This window comes from Nonomuraea sp. NPDC004354, assembly GCF_053602555.1.
This window is the reverse complement of the sequence record NZ_JBSGDV010000020.1, coordinates 53,709-70,536: the sequence shown is the minus strand read 5'-3', so window position 1 is coordinate 70,536 and position 16,828 is coordinate 53,709. Positions and strand designations below refer to the sequence as shown.

The following is a 16,828-nucleotide window of genomic DNA, read 5'->3' as shown; positions in this document are numbered from 1 at the left end:
GCCCGCCGGGGCGATGACCCAGGACCCCTCGGTCTACGCCGGCACGAACGGGGAGGAACGGCCGGGCCCGGAGCCGCTGGGGCGCTCCGGGCCCGGCCCATGCCGTCCGGCGATCAACCGGCCTGCCAGGACGCCCGCACCAGGGCCCGCTCGGTCGCGGCCAGGTGGGCCGCGGCGGCCAGCCAGGCCCACGCGTAACGATCGGTGTCCGACTCGGCCAACCGGCCGAACACGTCGCGAGCCCTGCGGTCGGCCTCGGCGGTGAGCGCGGTCACCAGGTCCGCCGCGGCAAGGAACCCCGCACCGCGCAGGGCGGCCGCCTGCGCACGGGCGTCGCCGTTGCGCGCGGGTTCGGCCACCGCCCTGCGGCCGCCGGCGACGGCCAGCTCGACCAGCCGGCGTACCCGCCAGAGCGGCGCGCCCGCCACCGGATCGACGCGTTCCTCCGCCCCCTCCATCCGGTACGGCAGGCAGGCGTCATCCGGAGGCAGGTGCGAGCGTTGCAGACGGTCGTAGCCGAGGTCGGCCCGATCGTGCCAGTCGGCGGGAAGGCGCAGGGTCGCCTCGGCGCCCGGCACCGGACCCACCGCCAAGGGGATCAGGGTAGCCGCCCGGTCCGGATCGACCCGGCCCACGACGCGCACCAGCATGCCGGGGCGCGAGGCGAGACGTCGCAGGTTGTCGAGGTGGGCCAGGCCGGGGTGCCGGCCGGCGGGGACGAGCCGGATGAGCGGGCCGCCGGGCCGCGCCGGCCGGACATCGTCACCGGCCAGGCCGCTCGACGGGGCCCGCCACACCGGATCACCGTCCGCCGGGCCGCCGGGTGGTGCCTGAGGGGTGGGACCGTCGGCATCCGCGCCCGCGGTGGCGGCGGGCCACAGCTCGCGGGCCAGGACGGCGTCGCCCGCCGTACCGACGATCACCAGATCGCAGCCGACCGGCTCGCGGGCCGCCTCCGCCTCGCTCCACCCGTCGTCGGACAGCCGGGCGGCGGCGGACTCGGCCAGCGGACGCGCGAACAGGGCGGCCAGCGGACCGGCCGTCCACGGGATGCCGGTGAGCGGAGTGGCGCGCACCCCGCGACCCGCGCCGAGGCGGCCGTCGGGCGAAACGGTCGCTCCGACGATCAACAGGCCCGCCCGCGCCAGCTGGGCATGGCTCAGCATGGCCGAGCCGATGGCCACGGTCGCGGTGGCCGCCCCGCGCGCGCGAGCGGCCCCGCCCGGTTTGACGTCGGCGACCGAGAACCACCGGCCGTCCTCCGCGACGAGGTGGGTGACCACGCCGCCGTAGCCGGTGGCACTGATCACCGGCTCCCTGAAGACGCCGTGCGCCCGCAGGCTCCCGCCCTGCTGGTAGCTCCGGCGAACGCTGCCGACCAGCGCGGGATCCGGGTCCGCCAAAGCCAGCCGGCCGGCGGTGAGCAGCAGCTCGCGCAGCGCGGACACCAGGTCGGCGAGACGGTGACCGTCGTGGCGTTCGCGGGCCGCGCGCAGACCGCGCACGACGCGTACGGCGGCGGCCTCGGCGTTGGGCAGGCCGGCCAGCCGGGCGGTGTGCGCTGCCCTGAGCAACTCGGCCTGCGGAACCGCGCCCGCGGCGGGCACCCCGGCGGACAGCACCGCCGCGGCGGCGGCCCACAGCCCGGCCGCCGCGGCCACCTGCGCCGCACTCGGCCCCGCGCGGGATGGATCGCCGGCCTGGGCGGAGCCGTCCGTCCCGGTGGGGGACCCGGAACCCGCGCCCCCGCCGGCCGTCGCCTCCGCGCCCGAGCCCGCACGGGTGGCCGGTGCCGTGCCGGCGGAGTCCGCGTGGGTGGTCGGACTCGCGCCGGAGTGGGCGCCGCCGGCCGGTGCCGCACCGGAGCTCGCGTCGGGATCCGTGCCGGTGTCGGTCATCTCTCCGGCGGCGACCTCTCCGGTGTCGGTCTCTCCGGTGCCGGCCATCTCTCCGGCGGCGTCGGCCACGGGGCAGGCGCTGAGAACGGCCGCGCGGTGCAGGCACCGCGGCGACAGCAGGCAGCTGCACCGCGCCTGGTCCTCCTCGAGGATCGCACCCGACGTCCCCGGCGAGAGTGTCACGACCGCGTCCTCGCCGCAGCGGATCGTGATGCCGTCGCCGTCGGCGACGGGGGACACGGCGGCGTACTGCTCGACCGCCGCGTCCAGCTTCTTGCGCAGCCTGGAGGTCAGGACCTCGACGGCCGCGGCCACCACGTGCGGCGCCACGGGCGGCAGGGCGGGGGGAACGGTTGGCGTGGGGGAGTTCACCTGGCTTCTCCGCGGAGGCGGTCGCCCACCCAGCGGGCGAGGGCGAGCGGGCTGAGGGCGGCGACCGGCATGCCGGCCGCGACGAGCTGCTGGGCGACGGGCAACGAGTAGCGGGGGACGCCTTCGTCGTCGAGGGCGGCGCAGCCCAGCAGGTGGACGCCCGACCCGACGAGCGAACGCACCTCGCCGAGAAGGCCGCCCAGGGGGTATCCCTCCTCGAAGTCGCTGACGACCACGACGAGCGTACGGCTCGGCACGGTGACCAGCGAGCGGGCGTGAGACAGCCCCGCCGCGATGTGCGTACCCCCGCCGACCTGCACCTCGAGCAGGAGGGAAAGCGGGTCGGCGACCCTGTCGGTGAGGTCGATCACCTGCGTGGAGAACGCCAGGAAGTGGGTGGAGAGCGTGGGCACGCCCGCCAGGACCGCGGCGGTCAGCGCCGACCACACCACCGAGGCCTCCATCGAGCCGGACACGTCCACCACGAGGATCAGCCGCCAGTCGGCCTCCTGGCGGGCCCGGCTGTTGAACACCGGCCGTTCGGGGACCACCACGAGCCGTCCGTCGCCCATGCGGCGCGTGTGGGCCAGGTTCGCCCGCAGCGTGCGCGGCAGGTCGAGCCTGCCACCCGGACGGCGGGTCGGACGCGGGTTCGCCACCCCGGTCAGCGCCGGCCGGAGCCGGGTGGCCAGCTCGCGGGTGAGCTCCGCGACCAGATGGCGGACCAGCGGCCGCAATGTGGCCAGCCGCTGCTCGGGCAGGCCGCCCGCCAGCGTCAGCACCGAGGTCAGCAGCTCGATCGACGGCCGCACCGCGCCGGGCCGCAGAACGTCGAGGACGTCGGTCCTCCCGGCCTCGGCCGCTCGCGCCAGGACCTCCTCCCGCACGTCCGCCCCGAACAGGGCCTCCAGCTCCTCCGCCCACTCGCGTGCGGTGGGGAAGGAGTCGCCGGTGCCGCCGGGCCCGTCGCTTTCCCCGAAGTCGTCGGCGCCTTCGCCGCGGCCCGCGCCGTACAGCTCGTCCAGCGCTCGCGCGTAGGAACGGGCGCCCGCCGCGAGCCGCTCGGACTCCCGCCCGAGCAGCAGCCGCCACCGGTCTGTCGGCGCGAACCTGCGCGAAGCGTCGCTTGAGGCGGCGGATTCGGGGATCGTCAGGGCCCGGGCTCCGTCGTCCGAGGCGGCGGATTCGGGGATCGTCAGGGCTCGGGGTCCGTCGTCCGAGGTGGCGGGCCCGGGGGTCGTCTGGTCCTGCCGTGCCACGAGGAGATCACCGGCCGCCGGGTCCGGTGCGAACGGTAGCCCGAGCGCACGCAGCGCGCCCAGCCCCGCCGTGTCGGCGGCGGCCCACAGGGCGAGCAGCGCGGGCGGAGCCTCCAGCGTCACGTCGAGCCGCCCGCCGAGGCGCGCGGACACCTCGCTCAGCAACCGGGTACGGCCCGCGGGCGCGAGCGTGTCGAACCCGCCCCGCAACGCCGGCAGCCGATCGAGGAACTCCTGGTCGGCCAGCGCGTCGATGCGGTCCATGAGCGGCACGAGGGCTTCAGGGGCCGACTGCAGCAGCGGCGCGGCCGCCGTGAGCACGCCGCTCAGCAGGCGGCTGAGGCGTCTGCGGCTGTCGAGGTCGGTCGCGGTGTCGACCCACCCCGCCGCCCTGGCGCCGAGAGCGTCCGGACCGTCCAGGTCGAGCAGGACGCGTGCGGCCATGGCCGCCCCCTGGATCAGCGGCGAGGCGGTGCGCGCGAGCCCCGCCAGCGTGTCGTCCATCCGCAGGCCGAGGCGTTCCTCCCCGGCCCTGGAGGCGAGGGCGACCAGGGCGACCGCGTCCTCCGGCTGGTCGCTGCCCGCCAGGCCGGGCAGCGCGCGTACGGCGGCTTCGAGCAGGGTGCCCGCCAGTTCGGCGGCCTGCTCGCGACCCTGCGGGGTGGTGCCGGGCAGATGCTCGCGGCGCAGTGCCTCCAGCATGTCGAGCGCCTCGAGCAACTCGGCGAGCGTGGCGGCGGCGGGAAGCGTGACCGCGGCGTCGTCGAGGCGGGCCGCCACCAGCTCCGGCAGGTCGCAGCGGGCCGCGGCGCGCAGGCCGTCGAGGATCAGCGCGCAGGTGGGCCCGCCGTCGGCGGACTCGCGGCGGAACCTGTCGCGCAGCGTGCCCGCCGCGGCCTGGGCGAGGGTCACCCCGCGAACGCCGGCCAGGTCGAGCCGGGCCGGGACGGCAGGAGTCCACGCCAGCCGCCATTTGGTGGTGAGCGCGCCGGCGTCGCCCGTTCCCGCCACCTCGATCGGCTCGCCGTAGCCCGCCCCGCAGACCAGGAGGCGTCGCAGGGCCACTTCCCTGCGCGCGTCCAGCTCGGAGCGGAGCGGGTCGAGCCGTACCTCCCGATGGTCGGGATCGTCGGGGCACGGCAGGCGCAGCGCGGCGAGCTCCGCCTCGACGGCGGGGCCGAGGCCGGAACGGGGCGTGCCGGGGGCGATCCTGCCCCGTTCCGCGCCGACGAGGACGGTCTCCATGGCCTGCGCCAGGGCTCGTCCTCTGCCCAGGGGTTCGCCCTGGCCGAGCACGGTCGTCACCGCCTCGACCAGCTCGCCGCGCCCGGGGGCGGGCAGGCCGCGCAGCCGTGCCAGGTCGCAGGCCATCCGGAGCGTCTCGACGGCCTCGCCGGTGCCCGCGGTGTGCCCGGCGGCGCGCAGTTGCCGGCACACCTCGGTGATGGCGTGGGCGGCGCCGTCCCTGACCCGCCCGGGATCGCCGCCCGCCGCGAACACCGCCTGCTGCCAGCGGGGGTCGCGGATGCCCGCGGGGTATCCGGACCTCGAGTCGAGCAGGTCGAAGGCGTACGGCACCAGCGAGGTGACGGGTGTGCCGGCCGCCGCCGGCGCCTCTGCCCGGGCGCCGGGCTGGAGGCCGAGCAGGGCCGGGGCGTGGAAGGCGCCGACGACCGCGGCGACGCGGCGCCCGCCTGCCGCTGCTCCGGCGAGCACGCGGCGCATGTGCGCCTCCCGCGCCAGGTCCCTGGCCGGGACGCCGCCCGCCGACTCCGTGCCTGTCTCGGCGTCGCGCCGCAGCGCCCAGCCGACGCCGAGCGCGGCACGGCGCACCGCCTCCGGCTCGCAGCCCGGCGCCAGAACCTCCACGGCCCTGTCCCACAGGTCGTCGCCCTCGCGTCCGGTGCCCGAGGCGGCCAGCGCGTCGGCGAAGGCCACACCCGCCTTCGGGCCGGGCGTGGACGGGTCAGGAGCGGGCAGGCCGGGCGGGTCGGCCGCCTGCCAGCCGGGGTCCGACAGCGGAAGGTCGCAGCAGAGCACCTCGGCTCCCCGCTTCCACGCCCAGCGGACGGCCACCAGCTCGGGCGAGAAGTCGGCGAACGGGTAGAAGCCGAGCCGCCCGTCCACGCCTGACCCGGCGAGGGCGACCGGCGCGACGGTCGCGGGGTCGGCGAGGTGCTGCAGCCACGGCTGGAAGTCGGCGGGCAGCTCGACGCACACCACCTCGGGGTCGGCGGCGTCGAGCAGCGCGGGCAGCGCCACCGCCAGCGCGGGGCTGTGGTGGCGCACCCCCACCACGTACGGCACCGCCGAGGCGGCCAGCGCGGCGACCGCCTCCCTGGGGTCGGGGCCGACCGTGTCGTGGTCCTGGACGGTCACCGGAGGGTCTCCCGCAGGTCCCACAGCCGCCGCCACATCGCCGAGCCGTCCTCGGCGCGGCGCCGTACCGGGCCGTCCCAGTAGCCGAGCAGCCGCCCGTGGTCGGCCGGGTCGTCCTTGCGGACCACCCCGAGCAGGTGTCCGGGCACCAGGTCGAGGACGTCCCCGCCGGGCAGGTAGGCGGTGGCGACACCGAGGGAGGCCGCGACCTGCACCGCCTCGGCGGTGGACATCACGGTGCCGGGCCGCTCCACGTCCCAGCCCTCGTCCGAACGGCCGGAGCGCAGGTCGCGGAAGACGGTGACCAGCGCCTCGAGCACGGCGTCGTCGACGGCGAAGGCGGCGCCGGCCCGCTGCACGACCGCGGTGGCCTGCCGGCGCACCAGGGAGGTCTCCGCGGCGGCGTCGGCGATGGGATCGACGGTCTCGAAGTTGAAGCGCCGCTTCAGCGCGGCCGACATCTCCGAGACCCCGCGGTCGCGCAGGTTGGCCGTGGCGATCACGGTGAAGCCCGGCGTGGCCGCCACCTGGGCGTCGGGGGTGCCGGCCAGCTCGGGCACGCTGACCCGCCGGTCGGACAGGATCGACACCAGGGCGTCCTGCACCTCGGGCAGGCAGCGGGTGATCTCCTCCACCCTGGCGACGCGCCCGGCGCGCATGGCCGTGAGCACGGGGGAGTCGACCAGCGCGGCGGGACTCGGCCCCTGGGCGAGCAGCAGGGCGTAGTTCCAGCCGTAGCGGAAGGCGTCCTCGGTGGTGCCCGCGGTGCCCTGCACGGTGAGCGCGCTGGTGCCGCACACGGCGGCCGCCAGCAGCTCCGACAGCATCGACTTGGCGGTGCCCGGCTCGCCGACCAGCAGCAGGCCGCGCTCTCCCGCGAGCGTCACCACGCATCGTTCGACCAGCGCCCGCTCGCCGACGAACTTGGCGGCGATCTTCAGCCGGGCCGGCGCGCCGTCGGCGGGCCGCCGGTTCTTCGGCAGCTCCAGCGTCTCGTCGCCGCTGCCGCAGATGAACGTCACCACCGCGCGGGGCGTCAGCCTCCAGCCGGGCGGCCGGGGGCCGTCGTCGTGAGCGGCGAGAAAGGCGAGCTCGGCGGCGTGACGCTCCTCGGCGGGCAGCACCTGCCGGGGCGCGGTCGCCTGGTCCTGTGTCAGGGTCATGAATACACGTCCTCGTCGGTACGGATGTCGGTCAGCGGCGCTTGCCGCGCCTGATCTGGAGCTGGGCGAACCTGGGGGCGTCGCCGTCCCTGACCCGCCGCCAGGCCCCTGCGTACAGGTCGGCGGCCGGCTCGGCGGGCACGAGCGGGGTGCGTCCTGCCGTGGCGCCGAACAGCGGTGCCTTCCACTCCTCCAGCGGCAGGCACGGGGACCGCAGCTCGTTCCAGCCGCCGGGCAGGAACAGCGAGCGGCCCGCCCGGTTCCTGGCGGCCTCGACGACCAGGTCCGTGGCGGCCAGCTCGGCGCGGGCCGCCTTGAACCGGGCCGGCTTCCAGCCCGTCCACCGGGCCACGTGGCGATCGGTGGGGTCGGGCATGGCCAGCAGCATCAGGTAGAGGGCCGCGGCGTCCTCGCCGAGGCCGTACTCCTTGGCCGCCTCGACCACCAGGTCGGGCACCGAGCGGGTGGGGTCCTGCGGCCACCACGTGCCGTCGGCGTCACGCGTGCCGGCCACCGGATCGCCGGGGTCGGCCAGCAGCGCCGCGAAGCGCGGGTCGAGGGCGGTGCGCAGAGCGGTCTCGACGGGGAACGGCTGCTCCATGCCGAGCAGGGCGCGCAGGTAGGGGTCGGCGCCGGACGGGTCGAGCAGCGAGGTGCGGACGCCGGGCGCGGGCCGCTCGTCGTAGGTCGCCATGACGAGCGCGCCGTACCTCTCGTAGCCCGTGCCGACCTCGGTCGGCGCTCCGGCGGCCGTCCTGAACGCGGGCAGGTCGACGTACCGGTCGAGGTCGAGCATCAGCTCCGGGTTGGCCAGCCGCGCCCTGACCGCCGCCAGCGCCTCGGGCAGCGCCGCGCGGATGGGGTCTCCCGCGGGCAGCCGGTGGGCGAGCCAGCCCGCCGTGGTGACGACCATGGCGAGCGTGTGCCCGGTGAAGCCGGTGGCCTCCTCGTCGGCGGGCCTGACCCGGTCGCCCCGCACCGTCCAGACCAGGTCGCGGGTCAGCTCGGGCGCGGCGGCGGGCTCGGCCAGCGTGCGCAGCGCCGTGCCGGGCGCACCGACGCCCCGCAGGTCGCGGTTGGCGTCGGCGGTGAGCCACTCGGGGATCGGCATCTGCCGTCCCATGGCGCCGCTCCAGATCGCGGCCGCGCGGGCCACGTCGGGTCCGTCCGTCCAGAGCCGGGCGGGGTCGTCGGGCAGGAGCGCCGAGACGACCGCCCGCCGCAGCCCGTGGTCCGTCCCGCGCAGCTCCTCCTTGGCGATGGCGGCGTCGCCGACCTTCACCCCGAGCGTGGTGCGGGCGTCCTTGGGGAGGAAGCTGCGCTCGTAGCTGTCCACGTACGGCATGCCGGACACGACCAGCCGGGCGAGCGTCAGCGAGACACCGGTGAGCCTGGCGAACTCCTCCGCCGCCGCGGGCAGCCACGGCGCGGGACCGCGCGCGTCGAGCTCGGCGAGGAAGGCCTCCAGCCAGTCGGCCCGCCTCGCCTCGCCGACCGGGCCGGAGGCGACGACGGTGTACGGGGCGGGAACCTCGAACCGGCCCGTGGGGTCGTGGAACAGCGCCGACCACGAGGCGCCCGTGTCGCCGAGCGACTCGCAGAACAGGAAGGCGAGCACCGCGCCGCCGCCGAGCGGCAGCAGCGCGTCCCGCATCTCGCGCCTGTCGCCGTCCGGGGCGAGCAGGTGGCTCTGGTCCAGGCGTAGCGTCATCGTGCGCCACCGGGCCGGATCGGCCGCGACGGGCAGCCCGAACTCGCCGAAGTGGCGCAGCAGCTCGCGCAGGACCGCGCGGTGCTCCGGCTCGCTCACCTCCGCGGCGGCTCGGAACGCCACGGCGGCGAGGTGGTCGAGCAGGCGATCCCACGGCAGGCCCGTGACGGGCAGCTCGGGCTGGTCGAGGTGCAGGCGGCCGGGGGCCGCGGCTTCGGCGCCCGCCGCCACCGCCTCCCCGATGGCCCGCATCCGCCGGTAGGCGGCGTCGGTGTGCCGGCGGTTCCAGACGTTCCTGACGGTGCTGGTGAGCCCGTTGAGGGCCGCTTCGAGCAGGTCGTCCGAGGGGCCGGCCGGTCCCTCGTCCTGGGAACGGCCGTCGAGGACCGCCGTGAGCCGCGCCTCGACACCGCGCAGCGCGGCCTGCTGAACGGCGGCGAAGCGCACCACCCCCGCGATGCCGGCGACCAGCGCGTCATGGCTGACCTGCGGTATCGCCGCGCGGATCCGTGCGGGCAGGTCGACGTCGCGGCTCTCGCCCGCCGCCAGCAGGGCGGCCGCGGTGTCCCTGTCGAGGCGGCGCAGGGCGGCCGAGCCCTCCGGGTCCCGTGGCCGCAGGCAGTGCCAGTAGCGCACCGGCGGCAGGATGAGCGTGCCCTCGGCGAAGACGCCGGGAGCGGCGTCGGTCCTGGCCACGGCCGTGACGACACCGTCGGGGTCGGAGAGGCCGACGCGGTAGCTGCTCTGTCGTACCAGGGCTCTGGGCCGGTCGTCGCCGGGGAAGGTCAGGGCGCGCAGCACGGCGTCGGTGCCGGGCGGCACCGTGACGGTACGGCCGGACAGGTCCTCGCCGCGCAGCGACCCGTCGGGCAGCACCACCACCCGCCAGCCGTACAGGCCGCGCACCGGAACGGCTGCGGGGGTGGGCTCGTCCGAGGGCGCCGGCAGCAGCCAGCCCGAGTCGAACGTGCTGCCGGTCGGCGCGGCGCGCAACGCGTCGGCGAGGAAGCCGGGCATGGCCTTCCTGCCCACCTGCCCGTCGGCGGGGTCGAACTCGTACCAGCCGGTGGTGGTGCCGTCGCCGCCGTCCCACGTCCACACCCAGTGGGAGGTGCCGTCAGTGATCACCGACCGCTCGGACGGCACCGCCGTGTCACCCTTGCGCAGTGGCCCGTGGCCGGTCGTGCGCCCGCCGCCGGGCAGCGGCAGGGTGACGGGATCGTCGCCGCGGTACCAGTCGAGCCGGGTGCCGCGGGGGTGATCGCCTTCCACGTGGTGGAGCCGGCCGGGAGAGGTGTGCCAGTATCCGCGCAGCTCGCCGTCAAGCTGGCGGGACTGCCAGTACACGAGCAGCTCGCCGTCCACGTAGTGGAATCCGGCGTCGCCCCAGTCGTCGTCGGCCGGGCGGCGCAGGTCGTGGGTGAGCACCGCGCCGTCGGCCGCCAGCACCCGCGCCTGCGCGGAACCGGCGACGATCAGGTGCGGCCAGGCGTCGGCCACGATCAGGTCGTCGACGTCCTCCTTGCGCACGAGCGCGGCGGCCGCCTCCTCCCACGCCGGCCAGCCCAGCTCGTCGAACAGCCCCGCGCGCAGCGTGCGGGCCAGCACCTCGGCCACGTCGGCGCGCGCGGCCCGCCGCACCTCCTCCTCGGCCAGGGCCAGCGCCTCACCCGGCAGCCAGGACAGCCGCCGCATGGCGTCGGGCAGCTCCGGCAGTCCCGCGGCCGAGGAGCGGGCGGCCACCGAGCGCACCCACGCGGCCAGCAGCGGCCGCCCGCCGGGCGAGGCCGCCAGCAGGCGGGCGGCGCGCCTGCCGTCCTCGTCGTCGGTGAACCGGTCGGCCGCCCGCTGGAAGGGCAGGTGGAAGCGGTCGTCGGCGGCCAGGGCGAGCAGGTCGCGCTGGCCCTCGCCACGCGCCCACTGCTCCAGCAGCAGAGTGTTCGGCTCGGCCACGGGGATGTCGAGGGCGAGCAGCAGGTCGAGCAGGTCGAGGTCGTAGGGGACCCGTAGCGTGCGGCCGGATCCGGCCAGCTCGGCCCGCACGACGCCGGCCAGCCGCTCGACCAGCAGGTAGAGGGCGGGCAGCCGCGGCGGGACGCCCCAGGCGTCGTCGCGGGCCTTCAGGAAGCGCTCGAGCCAGCCGGCGGTACCGTCGCCGGGGCGCTCGCCCTCGGGCACCTCGCCACCGGCCAGGCCGGCGGTGGCGCCGCAAGCCTCGAGGATGTCCAGCCACACCGCCGGCAGCTCGTGGTCGTTCGCCTGCGGCATGACGTTCAGCAGCCTGCCGCGGACCTCGGGCTCGCGCCGGCCCAGGGCGACGATCGCCGCGCGGTGCGCCTTCCACCAGCCGGCCGGGGCCAGCAGGGTCGCGGACAGGTCGAGCAGCCGGCCCAGGAATGCCTGCTCCTCCGCGTCGGCGTCGGCGCCCGCCGCCTTGGCGAGCCGGCGCAGATCGGTCGCCATCTGCGTCGAGGGCGGCAGCCCGCCCGCGGTGCGCCGCACGCACAGCCGCGCGAACCTGCGCAGCGCCTCGTCGGCCGGCAGGCGGGCGGCCAGCTCCTTCGCGTAGCCGGACAGCACCTTCACCGGCAGCGCGCCCGCCAGCGCGAACTCGAGGAACACCGCGTCGAGCCGGTCCTCGTCGATGGCGAGCCCGTGCCGCGCCTCGGCCTTGCGGGCGTGGCCGAACAGCTGGGCGGCGTAGGTGGCGTTCTCCACCTCCAGGAACACCCGGCCGGCCTGCTCGTAGAACGTGGGCAGGAAGTGCGGGACCGCGGCGGCCAGCCTGCCGGCCAGCTCGTGGTAGGCCTCCAGCGCGGCCTTGGGCTTGGACTTCGCCTGCCGCGCCGCGCGCTCCAGCTCAGGCACGACGGCGAGCGCGTGCTGCCCGTCCTCCGGGTGGTGCACCAGCACCCATTCGGGGAAGCCGAGGGACCGCCGCGAGCCGAGCCCGACGACGGCGGGCTCGCCGTCAGGGATCAGGCCCAGGAAGCCCGCGGCCAAGTCCTCGGCCGCGCCGAGCTCCGCGGCGACCAGACGGACCACCACCCGGTCGTCCAGGCCGGGGTGGCGGTAGGCCCTGGTGGTGAGCGGCACCGCCCGCTCGCCGGCCCCCTCGGTGTCCGGCGGCAGCACCGCCCCCGCCTTCAGCAGCTCCTCCGCCGGCGACATCTCCATGGTCACGCGCCCTTCCCCTCCTCGACCCGCCGCCCCGCGTAGAGCGCCGCCGCCATCCGCATCCCCTCCGACCAGGCCACCGGGCCGACCTCGCGCAGCGCGAGCGTGCGGCCGTCCTGGTCACTCCACCGCAGGTCGCCCGTCGCCACGTCGTCGTCCCAGTACGGCTCGCCGATCCACACCGCGGCCTCGGTGATGCGCCCGGCGTCGCGCACCCTGCAGGTGGCGTGACCGCCGGACACCCGGTAGCCGAGCGAGGTGGCGCGGGCGGCCAGCCCGAAGCGCGAGTCGAAGCTGCCGCCGGCGAACTCCTTCACCGCGCTGTCCCGCTCGCCCAGCTCGGCGGGCTTGCGCCAGGTGGCGCGGTGGATCTGCTCGACCTTCTGGACCACGCCGAGCTCGGCGGCGAACTCGCGCAGCTCCTCCAGGTCCTGCAGGAGCACCGGGTGCGGCAGGGTCACCGTCCGCGGCGACAGCCGTACGGTCTCGCCGTCGAGGTCGACCACCCGCAGCTCGCCCGCGTCGGTGGCGTCGCGCAGGAAGCCGACCTCGTCGGGATCGTCGCCGACCACGACCAGGTCGCGCAGCGCCGACTGCCACGCCTCGTCGGGCCACACGCGGGCCAGCAGCGCGGTGGGGACGGGCAGCGACGAGACCATCCACGCGTCGACCTGGGCGACGCATGAGGCGGCGTGCCGGTCGAGCCACTCGGCGAGGCGGCGCAGCCGGTCCACCTCGGGATGGTCTCGCAACGCCTTCGGCAGCGACTTCAGCTGCCGTCCCGCCGCCCTGCCGGCGGTGGCTCTCGCCGCCACCCGGCCCTCGATGAGGGCGACCTCATATCCGTCGCCCGCCGCCAGCCAACCCAACGCTGCCGCCTTTCGCCCATGCCGAAGACGCGGGACGCAGCTCCCGCGGCTGTGATGATGCGCGGAACGCTAGCGGCATCCACCGACAAATGCGCCCGGAAGCCCTGCGGGCGCGGGCTTCCGGACTGCGCGAGAGCCACCGGAGGAGGAGCGGGGGCCACCGGAGGAGCGGGGGCCACCAGAGGAGCGGTGGCTACCGAAGGAGCGGGGCCACCGGAGGAGTGAGGGCTACCGGAGGAGCGGGCGCTACCGGAGAAGGTCGAGCCGGCGCGGCGAGGGGTGCAGGGTCAGCCGGCGGGTGCTCGCGCACGTTCGGCGTCTCCAGCGGTGAGGATGACGCCCGCCAGCGGGGTCGTTCGTGGTTGGGGGCCCGGGCGCAGCGCGCCGGTCAGCTCGATCCGGTCGGCGATGCCGGGGGGTCGCGTTCACGACGAAGCGGCTGCCGCCGGCGAGCTCGCCCGCGAGCGAGGCGTGGCGGCGCCGCCACGGATGGGCGCGCGCCCCGGAGCAGCCGGGGCACGCGCAGTTCCACTGGGGAGACCACCACCGGCCGCCGTGCCCAGCACGTGCAGGCCCATCGCGGCGCTCTCGGTTACCCGGTGGCCAGGAAGCAGGCCGACATCTCCATCGAGGCCTCCACCACCTGGTGGTCGGGCTTGTGCCAGGTGGTCTCCTCGCCGCGCGACTTCACGCGCCTGTGGGGAGGGGCCCCTGGTCATCGGATGCATTTGGGGCAAAGCTCGCGAAGTAGCTCGCCGCCATGTCGTCGTCCCCGTGTCCCTGAGCCTCCGCCCTCCTGAACCGCTCGCCCGCGGCCTCGGCCAGGTCCACCGCGACGCCCGCGCCCGCCGCCGCCTCGGCGATCAGCCGGGTGTCCTTCTCGGCGTTGCGCACGGTGAAGCTGGGCGTGTAGTCCCCGGCCAGGATGGCCTTCACCTTCGCCTGCAGGTACGGGTTGTCCATCGGCCCGCCGGTGATGACCTCGCCGAACAGCGCCGGATCCACGCCGAGCCCCTTGGCCAGCGCCAGCGCCTCGGCGACCACCGAGGTCAGCGAGATCCCGAAGCCGACCGTCGTGAGCTTGAGCCGGGTGGCCGCCCCCACCTCGCCGACCCACAGGGTCTTGGCGCCGATCACGGAGAAGACCGGCTCCAGCCGCTCGTCGGCGGGCCCCGCCGCGAGGATGACCAGTGTCCCGGCCTCGGCGGGCTGCCGGGTGCCCTGCACCGGCGCGTCCACGAACACCAGCCCGTGTGACCGGGCGACATCGGCGAGCCGGTCGATGGCGGCGACGCCGACGGTGCTCATCTGCGCCCACACCTGCCCGGCGCGCAGCCCGGGCGCGGCCGCCGACATCGCCTCCTGGACCGCGTCACCGTCGTTCAGCATCGTGATCACGACCTCCGCGCCCGCCACGGCCTCGGCCGGGCCGGCGGCGACGACCGCGCCGTCGGCCTCCAGCGGCAGCGCCCTCTCCCTCGTCCGGTTCCAGACCGCCACCTCGTGGCCCGCCCTCGCCAGATTGCGCGCCATGGCCGCGCCCATGATCCCCGTGCCCAGCACTGCGACCCTGGTCATATCGAACTCCAATCGTGAATGAACAGTACAGAAAGTGTCAGTTCGACGACGGCCACCAGCCGCCGCCGGTCGGCGCCCGCCTTGCCCTGGACGCGCAGGCCCTGGATCGTGGTCACGAGGAGGTCGGCCATCGCGGTCACGTCGGCGTCGGGCGGCAGCTCGCCGCGCTCCCTGGCGCGGCGCAGCACGGCGGTGAAGGCCGTGGCGTTGCGGTCGAGCGCCCCGCCCGCCACCCTGCCGGCGACCGGGTCGGCGGGCAGCCGCTCGGTCACGGTGTTGGTGATCAGGCAGCCACGCCGCCCGGGATCGGTGACCGTGGCCTCCACCAGCGCGATCAGCACATCCTTTAGCACCTCGCGGATGGGTGCCGCGCTGTCCAGGCGGGCGGCGATGTCGGCGGAGGAGCGCTCGGCGTAGCGCGTGAGCGCCGCCTCGTACAGCCCCTCCTTGCTGCCGAAGGCGGCGTACAACGAGCCGCGGCCGATCCCCGTCGCCTCCACCAGGTCCTGGATGGAGGTGGCGGCGTAGCCCTTGCTCCAGAAGACGCCGATCGCCGCCTCGACCGCCGCGTCGGTGTCGAACTCCCTCGTTCTCGCCACGCGGCTCACCCTACCCCATATCTGGAACGCGCATTCAAGATTCCAGGAGTGGCTCCTGTCGACCATCCCCACCGAGCGCATCGATGCGGCGAAAATGCCCAAACGATGACTTTTCTTCACTTACCGCCAACGAAGCGCCGGGTAAGGAGGTGTCAGATCGGCCTGGGCGGCGGATGCCCGCCTGGAACGACGGGGGGAGTCGCCGTGCGCGTAGTCGTTGATCTCACACGCTGTCAGGGATACGGGCAGTGCGCCTTCCTGGCGCCGGACGCGTTCGTCATGCTCGGCCAGGAAGCGCTTCTCTACGACACCGACCCCGATGACGGCCAGCGCGAGCGGGTGCTCCAGGCCGCGGCCGCTTGTCCCGTGCAGGCCATCCACCTCGACCGGATGGCCACCCAGCACCGGACCGTGGACCCCGAGCTGTCACACCCGACGAGTGACAGCGACGGCAAGTTCAAACGCAGCGGGCACATCGTCATCGTCGGCGCGTCCCTGGCCGGCGGCCGCGCCGCGGGCGTCCTGCGCAGGGACGGCTTCAAGGGCACCGTGACCCTGGTCGGCGACGAGCCGTACCAGCCGTACGACCGGCCGCCGCTGTCCAAGCAGGTGCTCAAGGGCATGGTCGAGGCCGAGCACACCATGCTGCCCCACCTGCGGGAGATCGACGTCGAATGGGTGGCGGGAACCCCCGCGACCGGGCTCGACCTCGGCGCCAAGCAGGTCCGCCTCGCCGACGGCCGGACGATCGACTTCGACAAGGTGCTGATCGCCACCGGCGCGCGGGCCAGACCGTGGCCGAAACCGGAAGAGGCCGCGCTCGACGGGGTGTACGTGCTGCGCACCCTCGAAGAGGCACGCCAGGTGCGGGACCGGCTGGCCGCCGGCGTCGGCAGGGTGCTGGTCATCGGCGGCGGGTTCACCGGATGCGAGGTGGCCTCGGTCTGCCGCGACCTCGATCTGCCCGTCACCCTCGTCGAGGCCGGGCAGGCGCCGCTGCACGGCTCGATGGGTGAGGTGATCGGCGCCGTCGCGGCGGACATGCAGCGCGAGGCGGGCGTCGACCTGCGGTGCGGGGTCACCGTCAGGGCGCTCGAAGGCGACGCCGCCGGCCGGCTGGTGGGGGCGGAGCTGTCCGACGGCAGCCGGGTCGAAGCCGACGTGGCGGTGGTCGCGCTCGGCGCCATCCGCAACGTCGAATGGCTGCAGGGCTCCGGGCTGGCGGCAGGACCCTGGGGCGTGGCCACCGACGCGGGCTGCCGCGCCTTCGACATCAACGGCCTGGTCACCGACGACGTCTTCGTCGCCGGTGACGTGGCGCGCTTCCCGCACCCGGTCTACCACTACCAGTTCATGGCGCTGGAGCACTGGGGCAACGCGGTCGCCCAGGCCGAGATCGCCGCCCACAACATGCTCAGCGACCAGGCCCACCGCTGGCCGCACCTGTCGCTGCCGGTCTTCTGGTCCATCCAGTTCGGCGTCAACATCAAGTCGGTCGGCGTGCCGACCGTGGCCGACGAGATCGCGATCGTGCAGGGCTCGGTGGACCGGCGCAGGTTCGTCGCCGTCTACGGCTTCCGCGGCAGGATCACCGCCGCGGTCACCTTCGACCAGGCGATGTGGCTGGACTTCTACCGGGACCAGATCGAGCGGGCCGCGCCGTTCCCGCCGGAGGCCCGCATGGTCGGCCGGACACAGGAGGTGCGGCCGGTGCCCGCCGGGGTCCCGCAGCGGCTGGCCCCGGCCGAGGGCGCGACGGTGGTGGTGACCGGGCACGACCCGGCCGAACGCCGCGTCACGCTCGTACGGCATTCGCAGTAGCA

At 75.7% G+C, this 16,828-nt stretch carries 8 protein-coding genes; 1 reads left to right on the top strand and 7 read right to left on the bottom strand.

Features of this window, described 5'->3' with window-relative positions; all coding sequences use genetic code 11:
- Positions 1–113: 113 nt before the first annotated feature.
- The 7 genes from ACWENQ_RS37705 to ACWENQ_RS37675 form a co-directional block, all read right to left on the bottom strand.
- Positions 114–2,270: an SWIM zinc finger family protein gene (locus ACWENQ_RS37705; RefSeq protein ID WP_452418506.1), complete on the bottom strand. Its 2,157-nt coding sequence runs from the start codon at positions 2,268–2,270 to the stop codon at positions 114–116.
- Positions 2,267–5,908 (bottom strand): DUF5682 family protein, encoded by a 3,642-nt coding sequence (locus ACWENQ_RS37700; RefSeq protein WP_452418505.1) that lies wholly within the window; start codon positions 5,906–5,908, stop codon positions 2,267–2,269. Before ACWENQ_RS37700 ends, ACWENQ_RS37705 begins: the two co-directional genes overlap by 4 nt.
- Positions 5,905–7,071, bottom strand: a complete 1,167-nt coding sequence (locus ACWENQ_RS37695) for an ATP-binding protein (RefSeq protein ID WP_452418503.1) — start codon at positions 7,069–7,071, stop codon at positions 5,905–5,907. The genes ACWENQ_RS37700 and ACWENQ_RS37695 overlap by 4 nt, the downstream gene beginning before the upstream one ends.
- A gap of 31 nt (positions 7,072–7,102) precedes the next feature.
- Positions 7,103–11,959 carry a DNA-binding protein gene (locus ACWENQ_RS37690; RefSeq protein WP_452418611.1) on the bottom strand — a complete coding sequence of 1,619 codons (4,857 nt, stop codon included), beginning with the start codon at positions 11,957–11,959 and terminating at the stop codon, positions 7,103–7,105.
- 2 nt (positions 11,960–11,961) lie between these two features.
- A complete protein-coding gene (locus ACWENQ_RS37685; RefSeq protein WP_452418501.1) occupies positions 11,962–12,828 on the bottom strand; it encodes a DUF4132 domain-containing protein in 867 nt (288 codons plus the stop codon).
- A 687-nt stretch (positions 12,829–13,515) separates the two neighbouring features.
- Positions 13,516–14,406, bottom strand: coding sequence for an NAD(P)-dependent oxidoreductase (locus ACWENQ_RS37680; protein WP_452418500.1), 891 nt, complete (start codon positions 14,404–14,406; stop codon positions 13,516–13,518).
- Positions 14,403–15,005: a TetR/AcrR family transcriptional regulator gene (locus ACWENQ_RS37675; RefSeq protein WP_452418498.1), complete on the bottom strand. Its 603-nt coding sequence runs from the start codon at positions 15,003–15,005 to the stop codon at positions 14,403–14,405. The genes ACWENQ_RS37680 and ACWENQ_RS37675 overlap by 4 nt, the downstream gene beginning before the upstream one ends.
- 204 nt (positions 15,006–15,209) lie before the next feature.
- Between ACWENQ_RS37675 and ACWENQ_RS37670 the strand changes: the two genes are divergently transcribed.
- Entirely contained in the window at positions 15,210–16,826 is a 1,617-nt protein-coding gene (locus ACWENQ_RS37670) for an FAD-dependent oxidoreductase (protein WP_354911772.1), read from the top strand.
- Positions 16,827–16,828 lie beyond the last annotated feature (2 nt).